A 17,567-nucleotide genomic window follows, 5' to 3' on the forward strand; every position below is an offset into this window, starting at 1 on the left:
CTCGCGCAGGTGACGGGGGCGGCTGCGCGCTGTGCCCGCTCTCCGCTGCTGCCGAGGGGCGGGCGGGACCTTCGATGCAGCCCCGGAGGGCCCGCGCGCCGGGCCCTGGCCGCTCCCCGGAATCTTTTCCTCCAGACCCCTTGCCCCGTCGCGGCGCTATATCGATACTGCCGGTTACGTAATCAACGTCGATTGTGGGAGGAACCCATGGCCGCCACCGTCACCACCGATGGTCCCAAGCCCGTGCTCGACAAGCCGCTGATGCGTTACGGCCGCCGGACGCTGGAGCGCCTCGCACCCGGCGCCGAGGCGGCGCAGTACCGAATCCTCGGCATCAGCCCGCTGACCCCGCACATCGGGGCGGAGGTCAGCGGCGTCGATCTGTCCCGGCCGCTCGACGAGGCGGTCGCCGAGGAACTGCGCCAGGCACTGCTCGAGTGGAAGGTGATCTTCTTCCGCGGGCAGCCGGGGCTTGAGCCGCGGCACCACCTCGACCTGGCCGCGGTCTGGGGGCCGCCGGAGGCCAACCCGTTCTTCCCGAACGCCGGGACGGCAGGGGTCTCACGTCTCGCCAAGGACGCGGTGGCCGTCGGCAACGAGAACATCTGGCACAGCGACCACTCCTTCATGGCCGCACCCGCGCTCGGCTCGGTCCTGCGCTCCGTCGAAGTGCCGGCCGCCGGCGGCGACACCATGTGGGCCGACATGGGGGCCGCGTACGACAACCTCTCCGACGAGATGAAGGCACGCATCGAGAACCTCACGGCGGTGCACGACTGGGTGCCCAGCTGGGGTTCGACCATGACCGAGGAGCAGATCGCGCACTTCCGTGCGAGCCTGCCGCCGGTGGAGCACCCGGTCGTGGTGCGCCACCCGCGCAGTGGCCGCGAACTCCTCTACGTCAACGAGCCGTTCACCACCCGCATCGTGGGCCTGTCCGACGCCGAGAGCCGTGAACTCCTCGACGAGCTGGTGCTCCAGGCGCGCGTCCCCGAATTCCAGGTCCGCTTCCACTGGGAACAGGACTCCGTGGCGATCTGGGACAACATCGCCACCCAGCACTACGCGATCAGCGACTACTACCCGCAGCGCCGGGTGATGGAGCGCATCGCGGTCGCCGGCGTACCGCTGTCCTGAACCGCCGGGTCCGCGCGCGGGAAACCGTCCCCCGCGCGGACCGCCGTCCCGATCCCCACCCTCTGCCCCCGCTGCATGGAGGACCCATGAACACGGCACCGACATTGTCCCGGCGGTCCTCCGGGACCACGGGCTCCCACGGCGGTGGTGCCAAGGCCTGGACCGTGACCGCCCTGCTGGTGGTCTTCATGATGGTCAACTTCGCGGACAAGTCCGTGCTCGGCCTGGCCGCCGACGAGATCCGCGCCGACCTCCACCTGAGCGCCACCCAGTTCGGCCTCGCGAACAGCGCGTTCTTCCTTCTCTTCTCGCTCTCGGCAGTCGTTGTCGGCCTCGTCGCCGACCGGGTGTCACCGCGGTTGCTCCTCCTGGTGATGGCCGTGCTGTGGTCGGTGGCCCAGGCGCCCGCGGCGTTCGGTGGCGGCCTGGCCGTACTGGTCGCCTCCCGCGTGGTTCTCGGCGCTGCCGAGGGGCCGGCCTTCCCCGTCGCCCAACAGGCGACCCTGGCCTGGTTCCCCGACCACCGGCGCAACCTGCCCGGGGCCCTGATCACCCTGGGCGTGACGCTCGGTGTCATCGTCTCCGCGCCCGGCCTGTCCTGGGTCGTCCAGCACCACGGCTGGCGAGCGGCGTTGTGGGTGCTCGCCGGGGCCGGTCTCGCATGGGCCGTGGCATGGAAGCTCCTCGGAGCCGACGGCGGACATGACACCGAGGAGAAGCAGGCGCTGCCGGGCGCCACCGCGCCGGCACCCGTCCCGTACGGGAGGATCCTTGCCACGCGCACCTGGATCGGGGCCACACTCGCCTACTTCACGAGCTACTGGTCGGTGGCTCTGATGCTGGTCTGGCTGCCGTCCTACCTGCGCAACGCCCTCGGGCACCCGGCGCACACGGCAGCGGTCCTCGTCGTCGTGCCCTGGGCCATCGGCGGCGCGGCGCTGCTTGCCCAGGCCGGTATCACCGGCCGGCTCATGCGCCGAGGTGTCAGCACCCGCCGGGCGCGCGGCTGGGTCGGAGGGTGGCTGCTCGCCCTGGGCGCCGCGTGTCTGCTGGCGCAGACATGCGTGGACGGCTCCACGGGAAGGACCGTGCTGGTGGCCCTGGGATTCGGTCTCGGCGGCTCCTACGCGACGGTCGCGGCCACCACGGTTGCCGAACTCGCCCCCGCGGGCCGGAGCGGTGGAGCTCTGGGCGCGATGAACGCGGTGGTCACGGCCGCCGGTCTCGCGGCACCCGCCGTCGTCGGTGCGCTGGTCGACGCCCGGGGCGACAACGGCTACCACCTTGCCGTCACCTTCTCCGGCGTGCTGCTCGTGATCGGAGCGGCGGCGTCCTTCCTCCTGATCGACCCGGCCCGCGACACCGCAAGGCTGGCACGGTGACCCCCACCGCCGCACACGGGGCCGACGGACCTGTCCGCCCCGACCCCACACCGAGGAGCCCTTCTGTGAGCGCCGTACCGGTACTCGACACCGCACCCCTGGACGACGCCGTGACGGCACTGCGCGCGGGCATGGAGACCTGGCCCCGGACCGGTCCGGCCGAACGCATCGGCTTGCTGGAACGGATGCTGCCCCGCATCGCGGAGGGTGCCCCCGCGATGGTCGCCGACGCGGCACGCGCCAAGGGCTACGGAGCCGACTCGCCCTGGGCCGCCGAGGACTGGGTCACCGCGCCCTGGGCCCTGGCACAGACCGTGAGCGCGTACCTCCACGTGCTGCGCAGGCTGTCCGCAGGGCGTGACCCTGTTCCGGCCCGGGCCGTCCGGGACCGGGGCGGGCGCACCGTGGTCGACGTCTTCCCCGCGACGGGCACCGACCGGCTGCTCCTCAGCGGCTTCTCGGCACAGGTGTGGACCCTGCCCGGCACCACCCGCGAGCAGGTGCTCGCCAGGGCCGGCGGTGCCTACCGGGGAAGGCCTGGTGCGCCCGCCGTGGCGCTCGTACTGGGAGCGGGGAACGTGGCAGCCATCACCCCCCTCGACATCGTGCACAAGCTCTGTCTGGACAACCAGGTCGTCATCGCGAAGATGAACCCGGTCAACGCCTACCTCAGAGTCCACTTCGAGAAGGTGTTCGCGGAGTTCGTGGACCACGGATGGGTCCGCTTCGTGGACGGCGGCGCCGCCGAGGGCGCCTACCTGACCTCCCACGCCGGTATAGACACCATTCACGTGACGGGGAGCGAGCGCACCCACGACGCCATCGTCTGGGGCACGGACGAACACGCGGAACACCGCCGACGCGAGGACACACCCGTGAACGACAAGCCGTTCACCAGTGAGCTCGGGGGAGTCAGCCCCTGCATCGTCACCCCGGGGCCGTGGACGGACGCGGACTTCCGCTTTCAGGCGGAGCACATCGTGACCAGCAAGATGAACAACTCCGGTCACAACTGCGTCGCCGCCCAGATCCTTGTGGTGCCGCGGGACTGGGACGGAACCGAGCGGCTGCTCGACGAGGTCCGCCGCGTTCTGCGCGAGCTCCCGCCCCGCAGCGACTACTACCCGGGCGCGGCCGCACGACTGCGCGCCGTCGTCGAGGCCCACCCCGAGGCCGAGTTCCTCGCCGGGGAGGCATGTGGGGCGCTCGTGTCCGACATCACGCGTCACGACGACCCCATGCTCACCGACGAGGTGTTCGCCAGCGCACTCGGAGTGGTGCGCATGGAGGGCCGTGACCCGGCCGCATTCCTGCGCCGGGCGACCGACTTCGCCAACAACACCCTGCCGGGCACCCTGGGCGCCACCTTGCTGGTCCACCCCCGGACCGAGCAGGCCCACCGCGAGGCCGTGGACACCGCGGTGGCCGAGCTGCGCTACGGCACGCTCGGGGTGAACTGCTGGTCGGCGTTCGGCTTCCTGCTCGGATACACGCCGTGGGGGGCGTTCCCGGGGCACACGCGCCAGGAGATCGGCAGTGGAATCGGCTTCGTGCACAACGCGTTCATGCTGGAGGACGTGGAGAAGACGGTGGTCCGCGCCCCCTTCGCCCCGTCGCCCCGCGGCCTGTTCACGGGCTCCCCCTCGCTGTCCCCGCGCCCGCCGTACTTCGTCACCAACCGGACGGGCCGGACCACGGTGCGGCGGCTCACCGCCTTCACCGCCGCACCGAGGTTCCGGAAACTGCCCGGCATCCTCCTCTCCGCACTGCGCGGCTGAACCCTCGGGCACGGGTGATGCGGAGGTGCTCCGGCGGTGCCGGAGCACCTCTTGATCCAGCTGCGGCGCCGCAGGATGCAGAGGTTCGCAGAGTCCGGGTCGCCGGTGTAGACGTAGAGCTTGCCCGGCTACCTGCTGTAGTTCTTCCCGATGGGCCGTCCGGGGATCGGCTTGCCGATGAGAGCGACCGGGACGAACAGACAGAAGTGGCCGATCGCCATGGTGAGCGTCCAGAGGGCCTCGTCGTCGTAGAGCGCGGATGCCCTGGCGAACAGTTCGTCACAGACGCGCTCCCCGAACGGGTTCGGGGTGAGTACGGCCTCCACCAGTTCCAGGGCCACCCGTTCGGCATCGGTGAAGCAGGGCGCGTCCTGCCATGTCGCCACGGCGGTGATGCGGTACTCGGTCTCGCCGGCCTTGCGGAGGTGTTCGGTCAGCGGAAGGGCGTGGTAGGTGCTGCCGACGATCTGTGCGGCGCGGAGCTGCATCACGCCGAGCGTGGTCTGCGGCACCGGCCCGCTGCGGAGGGCGTTGCGCAGGGCTCCGGAGAGCTTCGCCAGGTCGGGGAAGAGCCGGGTGGGGTCGGGCAGACGTGACCGGACGCCTGCGTCCTGCTCCGTGGTGCCGGTCGTGCTCGTCGTTGTCGTAGCCATGGTGAGGCTCCTTCGTTGGGCCGGACGGTCTCTCACCGGTCCGACACCGCAGCCCCTCGGAATGTGAGGCGGGAGGCGATGTCAGGTTCGGCGGCGCTGTCCTGTCGAAGGGAGTGAGCGCATACGCGACCGAGGGAGCCGACCACGCCATGATCACCCCGTCCGAACCGGCAGACGGCCGGCCCGACCCGAGGCTGAGCGCCATCACGGGCGAACGGCGTCAGCTGATCAACCTTGCCTACCGGCTCCTCGGCTCCCTCTCCGAGGCCGAGGACGCCGTCCAGGAAACCTACGCGCGCTGGCTCGCCCTGGCCCCGCAGCAGCAGCGAGCCATCGAACGCCCGGGCGCCTGGCTGACCAGGGTCACCGGCCGCATCTGTCTCGACGTGCTCAACTCTGCACGGGCGCGACGGGAGACCTACGTCGGCGACTGGATCCCCGAACCGCTGCCCGCGCCTGCGGAGTGGTCCGGAGACCGGGCGGGCGGCATCACCGTCGACCCGGCCGACCGTGTCACCCTCGACGAGTCGATCGGCATGGCCTTCCTCGTCGTACTCGAATCGATGACGCCGGCCGAACGCGTGGCGTTCGTCCTCCACGACGTCTTCCGCTACCCCTTCGCCGAAGTCGCCGAGATCGTCGGCCGCACGCCGGCGGCCTGCCGGCAACTGGCGTCATCGGCCCGGCGGCGCGTTCGTCACCCGCGGCCGCCTTCCCGGCCGACCGCCCGACAGGCCGCCGTCGTCCGGGACTTCAAGGAGGCCTGGGAAGCCAAGGACATCGACGCCCTCGTCGCCCTGCTGGACCCGGAGGTCAGGGCGACCGGTGACGGCGGCGGTCTCGCCACCACCGTGCGCCGCCGGTTCGAGGGCGCCGTGCAACTCGCCCACGGCCTCGTCGCTCTCACCGGCAGGACGGCCGGCCTGACGCTCCTGGAACGTACCGTCAACGGGCAGCCCGGCCTGGTCGCCCAGCAGGACGGTGCCGTCGTGACCGTGTACGCGTTCGGTGTCGAGGACGACCGGATCACGCACATCTGGGCCGTACGGAACCCCGAGAAGCTCCGGCCGTGGACCGCCGGACGCCCCGCCGGCCGGAGTGCCGACGGGGCGGGTGCTCAGCGGAGCCCGTAGCAGAGCGAGTTGTGCGCGGTGTCCGGCAGGTACAGCACGTCGTGCCCGTCCGAGTCGCGCCGGACCGCGAGCCGGGCGGAACGCGCGCCGTCTTCGGACGCGCGTTCCGAACCCGCCCCCGGTGTCACGCCGGGCGCAGGCCGAACCAGTCGAAGGCGGCACTGCCCCGGGTCGCGTACATGCCGATGACCCGGCCGGTGAAGCCCCCGGCAACCTCCGTGGTGAGGTAGCGGCCGTCGAGTGCGGCAAGGGCCTCGAAGCCGCCGTCGGCCGTTTCGTACCCCAGACGGAGCGTGTCGGGGCCGCCGACGCGGAGGCCGGGTGGGGCCGCCGCGGCCGGGTCCGTCACGGAGGGCGGCAGGGTCACGGTGGAGCTGACCTCGATCCGCAGTGTCAACGGACCCGGCGGCACGGTGCGTTCGGCCACGCTGTGGCACAGGGGGCCGATCCTGGCGACGATGTGGACCGTGCCGGCCCCGTCCGTCTCCACCCGGTAGTGGTGCGCCTCGTCGAGCCGCACGACGAGCCCGCCCAGGCCTCCGGGCGCGACCTCGATCCGCGTACGGGCGGTGCAGTCGGGGGCCTGCTGGCGCCGGCCCACGAGGAGCGCGCCGGGCGAGTCGAGGCTGTCCGCGCGGGCGTGCAGCACCAGGTGCCCCGGTCGCTCGTCCAGACGTACGGCAGCCGGGTCGTGCCGCCTCAGCGACACGAAGCACGGCGCGAGCACGGGGGAGTCGAACTCGTCCCGCTCCGCCTCCTTTGGCCACGGGTGCGGCGACAGGGCGGGGGCCTCGGCCCGCAGGTCCACCGGGCCCGGCAGCGGCCACCCGTCCTCCCAGCGCACCGGTGCCAGGAACGTCTCCCGGCCCAGGCCGTGGTACTTCGGGGTGTCGCCGCGGGGCCGGGTGCCCAGCAGCACCATCCACCAGGTGTCGTCATGTGCCTGCACGAGATCTCCGTGCCCGATGTTCTGCACGGGGTGGCCGGTACTGCGGTGGGAGAGCACAGGGTTGTCCGGGTGCGGCTCGAACGGCCCCGGCAGGCTGCGGGCACGGGCCACCGACATCGCATGGCCGCGCTCCGTGCCGCCCTCCGACAGAAGCAGGTACCACCAGTCGCCGACCCGGTACAGATGGGGGCCCTCGGGGTACTGCAGTCCGCTGCCCGACCACAACGGCACCGCCTCACCCAGCGTTCCGCCCGATTCCGGATCGATGCGCACCCCGTGGATGCCGTCGTCCGAGTACACACACCAGCAGGTGCCGTCCTCGTCCCAGGCCAGATCGGGATCGATGCCGGGAACTCCGACCGACACCGGGTCCGACCAGGGCCCGGCGGGGTCCTTGGCGGTCACCAGGACGGTGCCGGCGTCGGTGACCACGGTCGTGATCATCCAGAAGAGTCCGTCGTGGTGCCGCAGGGTGGGCGCGTACACACCGCACGAGGCGGGAACCGTCTCCGGCAGCTCCAACTGGCCGGGCCGGTCCAGCGCGTGCCCGATCAACCGCCAGTTCACCAGATCGCGGCTGTGCCACAGGGGCACCCCCGGCACGTACTCGAAGCTGGACGTCGCCACGTAGTAGTCGTCGCCCACCCGGCAGATGCTCGGGTCCGGGCTGAAGCCGGGAATCACGGGGTTGTCGAAGTGCGCCATGTCCGTCCCAGGGTGTGGCCGGGTGGCGGGGCCGCTGCGCGCCGCACCGCCACGATCGTCGAAGCGCTTCGAAACTCGCATGGCGACTGTGCGCTGTCAACGGTTGTCTGGTGGGCGGCCCGCACCGGGCGGTGCGCGGTACGCCGGGCGCTCGGGCCCGCTCGCCGCGTCGGTGCCCCCGCCGGGGCGCCTTTCGCTTCGTGTCGCTCCGTCCGAGGCGGCGAAGGCGCACGACAGGAGCGAGCTCCGTACGGGTCCCCGCCGGCCCGTGGCGGGGACCCGTGAGGGTCAGCCGGCGGCCGGGCGCAGACGGACCGGGAGGGACTGGTGACCGTTGCTGATCAGGGACGGCAACGGCTGCAGTTCGGCTGCGGGAACCGCGAGTTCGGCCTCGGGGAACCGTTCGAAGAGCTGCTGGAGCGCGGTCGCGATCTCCAGACGGGCGAGCGGGGCGCCGAGGCAGAAGTGCACGCCGTGCCCGAAGGCCAGGTGCTCCTTCGTCGGCCGGGTGGCGTCGAAGCGGTCCGCGGACTCCCCGTGCAGGCCGGGGTGGCGGTTGGCGGCGGCGTAGGAGGCGAGGATCGCCTCGCCCCGGGCGATCTTCTGTCCGTCGGGCAGAGGGATGTCCGCCAGGGCGAAGCGCATGGGCAGGTGCTTGACGGCGGGCTCGTGCCGCAGGGTCTCCTCGACGACGCCGTTCCAGTCGGCGCGCCCGGCCCGCAGATGGGCCAGCTGCGCGGGATCGGTCAGCAGCGCGGTGATGGCCTGGTCGATCACGTTGACGGTGGTGTCGTATCCGGCCGAGACCATCAGGAGCAGCGTGTCGCGCAGCTCGTCGTCGGTGAGGGCGCCGCCGTCCCCCTCGTCGTCGCGGGTTGCGATGAGGAGCGAGGTCATGTCGTCGCCGGGGTCCGCGCGCTTGGCCGCGATCAGTCCGTCGAGGGCCTCGTACAGAGAGGCCGTGTTCGCGGTTGCCTGTTCGACGGTGAGGGTGGTGTCGAAGACCCCGTCGACCAGGGCGCGGAAGCCGTCGAGTTGCTGCTCGGGGACGCCCATGAGCTGGCCGATCACCGCGATCGGGAGCGGGTAGGCGAGGTCCTTGCGCAGATCGGCCACCTCACCGGCCGGCCGGGAGTCGAGATCGTCGAGAAGCGTGGCGACGACCTTCTCGACCGATGAACGCAGGTCCTGGATGCGGCGGGCGCTGAACGCCGGAGCCACCATCCGGCGGAGCCGCCGGTGGTCGCCTCCGTAGGCGGTGAACATGTTGCTGACGGCGACCCAGAGGGCCAGCGGCCAGGTGGCCACGGTCTCGGCGAAGGCGGGCCAGTGGGCGCGGGCGTCCTTGGAGACCTCCGGGCTGGTGAGGAGTTCCTTGAGGAGGGCGGGGTCGGTGACCGACCACGCGTTCACACCGAGGACGTCCACCCGGGTGGCCGGACCGCGGTCGCGCAGGGCCTGGTATTCGGCGTGGCGGCCGGAGCCGGTGGGATCGAGGACGAGTGCGGGCTGCTCGGACATGGTGCCTCTCTTTCAGCGAGCGGTGGCGAAGCGGACGGGGAGGGACTCCAGGGCGCGGTGGAAGGGGCCCGGACGCCAGCGCAGTTCAGCGGCAGGGACGGCGAGATCCATCTCCGGCAGGGCGTCGAGCAGACAGGCGATCGCGGTCTCGGCGATGAGGTAGGCGTGGGAGCGGGCCGGGCAGGTGTGCGGGCCGATGCTCCAGGCCAGGTGAGCGCGGTTGCCCGAGATCCCGGCCGGTCCCCGGGTCAGTTCGGGGTCGTTGTTGCACGCCGCCATGGAGATGACGACGGGCTGGTGGGCCGGGAGCAGGAAGCCGTCGATGTCCGCGGGGAAGGGCGGATAGGTGATGCAGTAGTTCGCCATGGGCGGGTCGGTGTACAGGACGGTGTCGAGCGCGTCGCGCACCGTGGACTGACCCGCGTGCAGTCCGGCGGAGAAGTCCTCGTCGGTGAGGATCTTCAGCTGGGTGTTGGCGATGAGGTTGGTCAGTGGCTCGATACCGGCGCCGTAGAGAGTGACGAGCTGGTGGATCATCTCCTCGTCGGTCAACTCCGCCGAGTGGGCCAGCAGACGCGAGGTGATGTCGTCGGCGGGATCCCGCCGCCGCAGGGCGACGAGGTCGGCGAGGGCCTGGCCGAGGATCTGGTTGCCCTGATGGGCGTCGGTGGTGTTGAAGATGCGCGCCATTCCGTCGGCGATCCGGGCTCCGATCTCGTCGGGGCAGCCCAGCAGAGCACTCAGGATCCGGAAGGCGATCGGCCAGGCGTACTGGGTGAGCAGATCGGCGCTGCCGGTGGCGAGGAAGTCTCCGATGGACTCCGCAGCGATCTTCTCCACCTGGGTGCGCAGCTGGTGCTGGTCGACGGCGTTGATCCCGGCGGTGTTGGCAGCCCGGTAACGGGCGTGTTCCGCACCGCCGTTGCGCAGTGCGTTGGGCCGCCACTCCATCATCGGCCGCACGGGGCACGAGGCCGGCACCTGCTGCTCCCAGATGCGCGGGTCGGGCGGAAAGTACATGGGGTCGTTGAGGATGCGGCGGGCCTGGAGGTAGCCGATCACCAGCGTGGCGGGGATGCCGGGGGCCAACTCGACGGGCACCAGGGGGCCGTAGGTCTTCCGCATCCGCTCGTATGCGGCGTGCGGGTCGGCGGCGAAATCCGGCTCGTACAGGGAGAACCTGCCCGGTGCGACCGTGGCGGAGCTGGTGAACGTCATGACGAGGGCTCCAGGGAGTGGGCTTCACGGTGCGAGATCAAGTACTCCGTGAGCGTGATCAGGGCGTGGAGGGAGGAGGTGCGGTCGCGGGCGTCGCAGGTGATCAGCGGCGTGTGCGGGTCCAGGGCAAGGGCCTCGCGCAGTTCGCCGAGGTCGTAGACGGGCGCGTCGGGGAAGGCGTTGACCGCGACCGCGTAGGGGATGCCCTCGGCCTCCAGCAGACTCAGAGCCCCGTGACTCGCGTCGAGGTCGCGGGTGTCGGCCAGGACGAGGCAGCCGAGAGCACCCTGTGCGAGGTCCTCCCACAGGGGCTGGAAGCGGATCTGTCCGGGGAGTCCGAACAGATACAGGGCAAGGGCACCGCCGGCCAGGTGGATACGGCCGAAGTCCATGCCCACGGTCGTCGTGGTCTTCCTCGGTGTGCCGCGCAGATCGTCGATCCCGGCACTGTCCTCGGTGATCGGTTCCTCCATCCGCAGCGGCCGCACCTCGGACACGCTGCCGATGAAGGTCGTCTTGCCGACACCGAACCCGCCGGCGATCACGATCTTGGCGGACCGGGTCACCGTGACCGGCACGTACGAGACGGCGTTCGCCTTGTCAGACCAGTTCTCGGAGTCCATCGAGCACCTTCTGCAGGAGGTCGTTTTCGGGCTGGTCGTTCGCAGCGGCCGCAGGGCTGGCCAGATGGCCGCTGTCCATGAGGGAGGAGACGAGGATCCGGACGGTGGAGGGCGGCAGTTGCAGCGCGGCGGCGATGTCCGCGACGGCCAGCCCGCCGAGGCCCACGGAGAACAGGCTCATCACCCGCCGGGCATCGGGCCCCAGCTCGCCGGTGGGGCTGGGTGCGGCGATGACCACGCTCTCCAGAAGGACGTTCTGGCGCGGGCGGACCCGTCCTCCCGTACGGACGTAAGGCCTCACCATGTCCGGGTCATGCCGCGGACCCGTCATACCGAGGTGCCTCCGTCCGGCTGGAGGAGGGGCCTGCGTTCCGTGGTGCCGAGCTGCTCGCCCAGGCGCACCACGAGCAGGGCCATGTGGTGGCTGATCAGGCCGACGTCGGCGTGGGGCCCCGTCGTGACGACCGAGAGCATCGTGTTCTGACCCGCCGCGGTCGTCAGGCCGATCCGCTCGACGCTCTCGATCAGCTGCTGGCGCACGCCCTGCCCGCCGGTGAAGTCGTCCCACGCCCGGCCCGACGCCCGCAGCGAGGCGGTCAGGGCGGCCAGCTTCTCGCCGTCCTCCTGGCCGATGGTCTTCGTCCGGGCCTTGAGCAGACCGTCGCCGCTCATCAGCACGGCGTACCGGACGCCCTCCACGGATCCCAGCTGCTCGTCCAGCAGCCAGCCCAGGGCGTTCGAGTGGGTGTCCGTCATGATCAACGTCCTTCGTCGGTGGTGGCGGTGTTCTGGCTGTCCCGGCTGCGGCGGCTGCCGGCCATCCACGCGGCGGCGACGGCTGGGGTACCCGGCTCCACGGGAGCGGGGTCCGGCCGCGTCCCGGCGGCGGGGCTTGTCCCGGTGGCGGGACGCGGGGTGCGCCGACGGACGGTGAGCCCGTTTGCGGTGGTGGACGTGGCCGACGGCGCCGGCTCAGCTTCCGGGGCGGGGGCCGGGCGGGCGGCCGGCACGCTCTGCACGGACAACGGCCGTGGGGACTGGGGCGTCGTGAGCAGGGCCTGCGGGAGCACGATGATCGCGCGGGTGCCGCCGTACAGATTGGGCGCCGTCAGTTCGACGCGGAAGCCGTACTGGTCGGCGAGCACGGACGCGACCCGCAGCCCGGTCTGCGGGTAGGCGCCGAGCTGCGTGATGTCGTCCCGCTGCTTGCCGGACATCACCTCGCGCGCCCAGGTCAGCCGCTCGTCCTCGATCCGCAGTCCGGCGTCGTCCACGACGAGGAAGGCCGCGTTGGCCCCGTGCTCCAGCGAGACATGTACCCGGGCGTTCGGCGGGGAGTACCGGAGGGCGTTGTCCAGCAGCACCGCCAGGGCGTGGACGACGGCTTCCACGGCGCGGCTCTGCACGGCGAACGACTCCAGGTCCGTGTGCTGGATGCGCTGGTAGCCCTCGACCCGGCCCATGGCCGTGCGGACGATGTCGGTGAGAGTGGTCGCCGGCCAGCGTCGCGACAGCTTGTCGCCGGCCAGGACGCCGTACCCGGACGCGGTGAGCAGCATCTGCTGGGCCAGGTGATCCATCTCGACCAGCGTGGCGTACGCGTCGTCCGAGACATGGCGACGCACGCCGGCGCTGATCGCGCTGCTCAGCTTCGCGGCCCGTTGAACGGTGCTGGAGGCGAAGGCGCGTACCGCTGCCCGGGCCACGTCCACGGACTCCTGCCGCGCCTGGGCGATGTGCTGCTCGGCTTCCGCCCGGACCTGGGCGATCTGGTCCTGTGCGACGTTCCGCGCCAGTTGCTCGGTCTGGCCGATGGCGGAGCATGCCTGTCCCACGAGAGCACCGAGAGCACCCGCCATCCGGGTGTGCAGGAGCTGGGGCGGCACGGGCAGGTCGGGCTGGTGGATCTGTCCGGTCCGGATCTGTGCCGCAGCGGCCGGAATCACGGTGTGCGTGATGTGTCCGGCGAACTGCTCGGCTGCGCGCAATTGCTGCCCGAGGAGTTCCACGTGCTGCTGGAGGCCGTCCGCACGGCTCTTCTGGGCGCGGGCTCTGCGGTGGAAGTAGAGCGTCGCACCGGTGCCGGCCACCAACACGGCCACGATCAGTATCAGTTCGGTCATCAGGCCCTCACGAGAATCGGATCGGGGGGACGGTCCCTGTGCGTATGCCGCCGTTCGGGCCGTGCAGCTCGTTTCGGGGATGGGATCGCATCGTGTCTGTACTCCGTAGTGCCCGGGCATCGGGGTCTGCCGGACGCCGGGGCCGATTGCGGGCGGACGGGGCGGGCGACTCCGGGCGCCGGCCAGGAATCCGGCGGTTTCCCTGCCGTCGGGTACGCCGCAAGGGCGGAAGGACCGGCGAGATGGCGGAATTCGGCGCGCGCGCCGGTTTGCGGCGGGGCCTGCCCATGCGCCTCTTCATGGCCCGGGCCATGGCCCGCTGCCCGCGGAGGAGCTTCCGCGAGGCTGTGAGCTGCCGTTCTCGGCTGACCAGGGGCGTTCGGTCGGGCAGGAATGCCGGAATCGGCCGCCTGCCGGCGATCTAAGTGGATGGCCGGCGAGGTGGGCATGGCAGAACTCTAGTTGGAATAAGCCGTGTTGCGCACGGGGCTCCTGTGCCTGATGAGGGGCTTTGTTGTGAAGTCGCCTTCGAAATAACCGGGTTGAGAAGACGCCGAGTTCCGAAGGTGCCGGTGTACGAGCCTCCCGTGCTGGCATCCGGTCGGCCGACGGGCATCCCAAGAGGGCTATGCGACAAGGCAGTTCGGCGGAGAGAGGGGAGTCGGAACATTCACCACGCAAGCCCCCGCCTTGAGTGCGCAGTGCGGTCACGGCATCGACGGGAGGGGCCTGCTCGTTCGGGCTGACAGGGGGGGTGGGTGCGTGGGGTCGAGCGACCCGCCTCGGTGACGCCTGCCGGTCCGGGCGGTCGTGAGCGGTCGTGCCGCCGCAGTCGACCAAGGCTGATCCGACAGTTACCACAGCGTAACTTACTGACGGGTTACCTTCGGTAAGTGCCGCTGCTAGCTTGCGATCACCTGCATTCCGAGCAGAGCGAGGAGTGAGCTGTGAGCCGCAAGAGCACCCGTTCGCTTTCCCCCTTCCCCATGACGTCCCCCACGGGATCCCCCGCCCGCGGGCCACGCCCCGGCGGCATGCGCGCGGTGGCCGTCGCCGTGACCGCCGCGGCCTGCGTGGCCGCGTACGCCGGACCCGCCTCCGCCACCGACGGGCCGCAGCCCGTGGTATCCCGGGGGGTCACCATCCCCGACTTCTACAACCCGCCGGCCGAACTGCCCGCCGCCAACGGCGCGGTGATCCGCCACGAGCCGCTGCCGCTCGGGCTGAGTCTCCCCGGCCTGGACGGCCGCCCGATGCCGGGCACGGCGACCCGGCTCATGTACCGCTCCACCGACTCGGGCGGGCAGGCCGTCGCGGTGACCGGCGCCTACATCGAACCGTCGGCCGCCTGGAAGGGCTCCGGCCCGCGCCCCCTGGTGGCGCTGGCATCGGGCACCGTGGGTCAGGGCGACCAGTGCGCACCCTCCATGACCCTCCAGCACCCGCTGACCCTCAGCGGCGAGACCGTGTCGGTCGGCTACGAGACCCTGGCGATCTACCGACTGCTCTCCGCAGGCGTCGCCGTCGTGGTCACCGACTACGTCGGCCTCGGCGCGACGGACCGGCTCCACACTTACGTCAACCGGCTCGACCAGGGCCACGCCCTGCTGGACGCGGCCCGCGCGGCGCACCAGCTGCCCGGCACCTCGATCACGTCCGACTCGCGCACCGGTCTGTACGGATACAGCCAGGGTGGCGGAGCCAGCGCGTCCGCGGCCGAACTCCAGCCGTCCTACGCGCCCGACGTCAAGCTCGCCGGAACCTATGCCGGTGCGCCTCCCGCCAACCTGACCGCGACCATGAAGGGCATCGACGGCAGTGCCCTCGCCGGCGCCCTGGCCTGGTCCATCAACGGCTTCGCCCAGGCCGACCCCGATCTGAGGCACGTCGTCGAAACCAATGTCAACGACGCCGGCCGGGCCGCGCTGAAGGACGCCTCCACGATGTGCGTCGGCGATGCGATCTTCGGCTACGGCTTCACCAGGAGCACCGGCTGGACGACCAGTGGGAAGTCCCTCGGTGACGTCATCGCCGCCGAGCCCAAGGCGCAGGCCGCCCTCGACAGGCAGCGCATCGGCACGCTGAAGCCCACCGGCCCGGTGCGCCTGGCCACCGGTGTGCAGGACGACATCGTGCCCCACGCCCAGGCGCGCCAACTCGCCGTGGACTGGTGCCGCAAGGGCGCCGACGTCACCTACGACGCCATCGTTCTGCCGAACCTCGGCGACAAGCTCCTCACCAACCACCTGGTCCCGCTGATCACCGACCAGGGTGACGCGATCTCCTGGATGACCGACCGCCTCTCGGGCAAGGGCACGTCGTCCAACTGCTGGACGATGCCGCTCCAGCCCTGATCCGCGGCCGGACTGCCGGGCGGCCCCTTCCGGGACCGTCCGGCACACCTCTGTCGCTGGGGGAGACAGGCACGATCACGCACCGGACCCGGCCGCCCGCCTCCTGCCGGACGCTACGACGAGGACGACGTCGCGCGGCTGCACGCCGTGGCCCGGTGGGACCGGACGGCGGAACACGTCACCGCGCGCGTGCGCAGCCTCTGTCGGGCGTCGTCCCCGTGCTCGGATCCGCCGCCCCGTCCTCGTGACGGCGGTGCCCCGCCCCCCGGAAATCCGTGTGCGGCGCGCCGGGGCGACCGGTTATCGTCCTTCGCATGTTCTTCCAGCAGCTCTACGGCTGACGCAGGACGGGGCAGTGCCCCGCCTCCGTCCGGTATGCCCTGTGCGCACCCACGACCTGGATTCCGGGTCGCAGCGGTCGACGCGCGGGTGCGCCGTGTCCTTCCGGGCCTCTCGTACGGATCAGGCCGGGCTCGCGCCCGATCCGAGCGAAAGACTCTCGCCGCAGACCTGAATCGAGTGATCTCCCATGTCACGTCGCCGTGCCCACATCGCCATGATCGGCATCCCCGCCGTCAGCCACGTACTGCCGAGTCTCGAAGTCATCCGGGAACTGGTGGCCCGCGGCCACCGGGTGACGTACGCCAACGACCCGGCCGTGGCCGACCGGATCGAGGCCACCGGTGCCGAGTTCGTCCCGTACGGCTCCGTCCTGCCCGTGGCCGACAACAACTGGCCGGACGACCCCATCGGAGCGATGGGCCTCTTCCTCGACGACGCAGTCCAGGCCCTGCCTCAGCTGAGGGCGTTCTACGACGGCGACCCCGCGGACCTGTACCTGTACGACATCGGCGCGTACGCGGCGCGTGCGCTGGCCGAGGCGCAGAGGCGTCCGCTCATGCAGCTGTCCCCGACGCTCGTCGCCTGGAAGGGGTACGAGCAGGACGTGGCGGCCCACCTGTGGGCGCTGCCCGGTGCCGACGCCTACCGGGCGAAGTTCACCCAGTGGCTCGCCGGCTGCGGCGCGTCCACCACCGGCATGGACGCCTTCTCCGGGCGTCCCGAGCACACCCTCGCCCTGATCCCCAGGGCGATGCAGCCGCACGGGGAGGACGTCGACACGGACACCGTGACGTTCGTCGGCCCCTGCTTCGGCGGGCGTGCCGCCGAGCAGACCTGGACCCGCCCGGCGGGGGCGGAGCGCGTGCTGCTGGTCTCGCTGGGTTCGGCGTACACGAACCGGCCGGAGTTCTATCGCCAGTGCCTGGCCGCGTACGGTGACCTGCCCGGCTGGCACGTCGTGCTCCAGGTCGGCAGGCACACCGACCGGGCCGAGCTCGGTACCATCCCGGGCAACGTCGAAGTGCACTCCTGGGTAGCGCAGTTCGCGATCCTGGAGCAGGCGGACGCCTTCGTCACCCATGCCGGGATGGGCGGCAGTTCCGAAGGGCTGTACACCGGGGTTCCGATGATCGCCGTCCCGCAGGGCGCCGATCAGTTCATGAACGCCGACCGGCTCGTGGAACTCGGCGTCGCCCGCCGCATCGACACCGCGGACGCCACCCCCGAGGCGCTGCTCACGGCACTGACCGAGCTGGTCGCCGACCCGGAGGTCGCCGGCCGTTCCGCGCGGCTGCGGGCCGAGGCGCGGGCCGAGGGCGGCACCCCGCGGGCCGCCGGCCTCATCGAGGCACTGCTGGGCTGACCGATCGGGAACGGCCCGGGGCCGCACGGTGGGTTCCACCGTGCGGCCCCGGGCCGTTGGCCGTGCGTGGCGAGAGGTCAGCCCTTGCGGGCGGTGACCTCGTCGGTGAGCTGCGGGACGACGTTGAAGAGGTCGCCGACGACGCCGTAGTCGACGAGGTCGAAGATCGGGGCCTCGGCGTCCTTGTTGACCGCGACGATCGTCTTCGAGGTCTGCATGCCCGCCCGGTGCTGGATCGCTCCGGAGATGCCCGAGGCGATGTACAGCTGCGGCGAGACGGACTTGC

At 71.4% G+C, this 17,567-nt stretch carries 15 protein-coding genes; 6 read left to right on the forward strand and 9 right to left on the reverse strand.

Annotation, left to right across the window (positions count from 1 at the left end; all coding sequences use genetic code 11):
• The first annotated feature begins 207 nt into the window (after positions 1-207).
• From ABZ434_RS30420 to ABZ434_RS30430, 3 genes are all read left to right on the forward strand, one after another.
• Positions 208-1,137, forward strand: a complete 930-nt coding sequence (locus ABZ434_RS30420; RefSeq protein ID WP_359143272.1) for a TauD/TfdA family dioxygenase — start codon at positions 208-210, stop codon at positions 1,135-1,137.
• Positions 1,138-1,223: 86 nt separating this feature from the next.
• Complete coding sequence (locus tag ABZ434_RS30425; RefSeq protein ID WP_359143274.1) at positions 1,224-2,519, forward strand: MFS transporter; 1,296 nt, start codon at positions 1,224-1,226, stop codon at positions 2,517-2,519.
• Between the two features lie 65 nt (positions 2,520-2,584).
• Positions 2,585-4,297 carry an aldehyde dehydrogenase family protein gene (locus ABZ434_RS30430; protein ID WP_359143276.1) on the forward strand — a complete coding sequence of 571 codons (1,713 nt, stop codon included), beginning with the start codon at positions 2,585-2,587 and terminating at the stop codon, positions 4,295-4,297.
• Positions 4,298-4,425: 128 nt separating this feature from the next.
• Here ABZ434_RS30430 and ABZ434_RS30435 read toward each other — a convergent pair whose 3' ends face one another.
• Positions 4,426-4,950: a carboxymuconolactone decarboxylase family protein gene (locus ABZ434_RS30435; RefSeq protein WP_359143278.1), complete on the reverse strand. Its 525-nt coding sequence runs from the start codon at positions 4,948-4,950 to the stop codon at positions 4,426-4,428.
• Between the two features lie 149 nt (positions 4,951-5,099).
• On the opposite strand from ABZ434_RS30435, the gene sigJ reads away from it, so the two are divergent.
• On the forward strand, positions 5,100-6,083 hold the full coding sequence (gene sigJ / locus ABZ434_RS30440) for an RNA polymerase sigma factor SigJ (protein WP_359143280.1): 984 nt from the start codon (positions 5,100-5,102) through the stop codon (positions 6,081-6,083).
• Between the two features lie 124 nt (positions 6,084-6,207).
• On the opposite strand, the gene ABZ434_RS30445 is transcribed toward sigJ, so the two are convergent.
• The 7 genes from ABZ434_RS30445 to ABZ434_RS30475 form a co-directional block, all read right to left on the reverse strand.
• Positions 6,208-7,737 (reverse strand): glycoside hydrolase family 43 protein, encoded by a 1,530-nt coding sequence (locus ABZ434_RS30445; RefSeq protein ID WP_359143282.1) that lies wholly within the window; start codon positions 7,735-7,737, stop codon positions 6,208-6,210.
• Positions 7,738-8,025: 288 nt separating this feature from the next.
• On the reverse strand, positions 8,026-9,258 hold the full coding sequence (locus ABZ434_RS30450) for a cytochrome P450 (RefSeq protein ID WP_359143284.1): 1,233 nt from the start codon (positions 9,256-9,258) through the stop codon (positions 8,026-8,028).
• A 12-nt stretch (positions 9,259-9,270) separates the two neighbouring features.
• A complete protein-coding gene (locus tag ABZ434_RS30455) occupies positions 9,271-10,476 on the reverse strand; it encodes a cytochrome P450 (RefSeq protein ID WP_359143286.1) in 1,206 nt (401 codons plus the stop codon).
• Complete coding sequence (locus tag ABZ434_RS30460; protein ID WP_359143288.1) at positions 10,473-11,099, reverse strand: ATP/GTP-binding protein; 627 nt, start codon at positions 11,097-11,099, stop codon at positions 10,473-10,475. Before ABZ434_RS30460 ends, ABZ434_RS30455 begins: the two co-directional genes overlap by 4 nt.
• On the reverse strand, positions 11,077-11,403 hold the full coding sequence (locus ABZ434_RS30465) for a DUF742 domain-containing protein (RefSeq protein WP_359143290.1): 327 nt from the start codon (positions 11,401-11,403) through the stop codon (positions 11,077-11,079). Before ABZ434_RS30465 ends, ABZ434_RS30460 begins: the two co-directional genes overlap by 23 nt.
• A 23-nt stretch (positions 11,404-11,426) precedes the next feature.
• Positions 11,427-11,855 carry a roadblock/LC7 domain-containing protein gene (locus ABZ434_RS30470; RefSeq protein WP_359143292.1) on the reverse strand — a complete coding sequence of 143 codons (429 nt, stop codon included), beginning with the start codon at positions 11,853-11,855 and terminating at the stop codon, positions 11,427-11,429.
• Between the two features lie 2 nt (positions 11,856-11,857).
• The gene (locus ABZ434_RS30475; protein WP_359143294.1) at positions 11,858-13,222 is read right to left on the reverse strand and encodes an ATP-binding protein; all 1,365 of its coding nucleotides are present in this window, start codon (positions 13,220-13,222) and stop codon (positions 11,858-11,860) included.
• 1,034 nt (positions 13,223-14,256) lie between these two features.
• Here ABZ434_RS30475 and ABZ434_RS30480 point away from each other — a divergent pair.
• Both ABZ434_RS30480 and ABZ434_RS30485 read left to right on the forward strand, forming a co-directional pair.
• Complete coding sequence (locus ABZ434_RS30480) at positions 14,257-15,576, forward strand: lipase family protein (RefSeq protein WP_359143306.1); 1,320 nt, start codon at positions 14,257-14,259, stop codon at positions 15,574-15,576.
• Between the two features lie 529 nt (positions 15,577-16,105).
• A complete protein-coding gene (locus ABZ434_RS30485; RefSeq protein ID WP_359143296.1) occupies positions 16,106-17,281 on the forward strand; it encodes a macrolide family glycosyltransferase in 1,176 nt (391 codons plus the stop codon).
• 77 nt (positions 17,282-17,358) lie between these two features.
• Here ABZ434_RS30485 and ABZ434_RS30490 read toward each other — a convergent pair.
• Positions 17,359-17,567: FAD-binding protein (locus ABZ434_RS30490; protein ID WP_359143298.1), on the reverse strand; the 209-nt coding region annotated here is incomplete at its 5' end.

It is taken from the genome of Streptomyces sp. NPDC005761, from assembly GCF_040630635.1.
Lineage (GTDB): Bacteria > Actinomycetota > Actinomycetes > Streptomycetales > Streptomycetaceae > Streptomyces.

Excerpts from the sequence above, each read along its gene's own strand:
- sigJ (WP_359143280.1), top strand. The coding sequence starts at position 5,100 with ATGATCACCCCGTCCGAACCGGCAGACGGCCGGCCCGACCCGAGGCTG.
- ABZ434_RS30475 (WP_359143294.1), bottom strand. The coding sequence starts at position 13,222 with ATGACCGAACTGATACTGATCGTGGCCGTGTTGGTGGCCGGCACCGGT.
- ABZ434_RS30470 (WP_359143292.1), bottom strand. The coding sequence starts at position 11,855 with ATGACGGACACCCACTCGAACGCCCTGGGCTGGCTGCTGGACGAGCAG.
- ABZ434_RS30445 (WP_359143282.1), bottom strand. The coding sequence starts at position 7,737 with ATGGCGCACTTCGACAACCCCGTGATTCCCGGCTTCAGCCCGGACCCG.
- ABZ434_RS30450 (WP_359143284.1), bottom strand. The coding sequence starts at position 9,258 with ATGTCCGAGCAGCCCGCACTCGTCCTCGATCCCACCGGCTCCGGCCGC.
- ABZ434_RS30455 (WP_359143286.1), bottom strand. The coding sequence starts at position 10,476 with ATGACGTTCACCAGCTCCGCCACGGTCGCACCGGGCAGGTTCTCCCTG.
- ABZ434_RS30465 (WP_359143290.1), bottom strand. The coding sequence starts at position 11,403 with ATGGTGAGGCCTTACGTCCGTACGGGAGGACGGGTCCGCCCGCGCCAG.
- ABZ434_RS30485 (WP_359143296.1), top strand. The coding sequence starts at position 16,106 with ATGTCACGTCGCCGTGCCCACATCGCCATGATCGGCATCCCCGCCGTC.
- ABZ434_RS30420 (WP_359143272.1), top strand. The coding sequence starts at position 208 with ATGGCCGCCACCGTCACCACCGATGGTCCCAAGCCCGTGCTCGACAAG.
- ABZ434_RS30425 (WP_359143274.1), top strand. The coding sequence starts at position 1,224 with ATGAACACGGCACCGACATTGTCCCGGCGGTCCTCCGGGACCACGGGC.
- ABZ434_RS30480 (WP_359143306.1), top strand. The coding sequence starts at position 14,257 with ATGCGCGCGGTGGCCGTCGCCGTGACCGCCGCGGCCTGCGTGGCCGCG.
- ABZ434_RS30435 (WP_359143278.1), bottom strand. The coding sequence starts at position 4,950 with ATGGCTACGACAACGACGAGCACGACCGGCACCACGGAGCAGGACGCA.
- ABZ434_RS30460 (WP_359143288.1), bottom strand. The coding sequence starts at position 11,099 with ATGGACTCCGAGAACTGGTCTGACAAGGCGAACGCCGTCTCGTACGTG.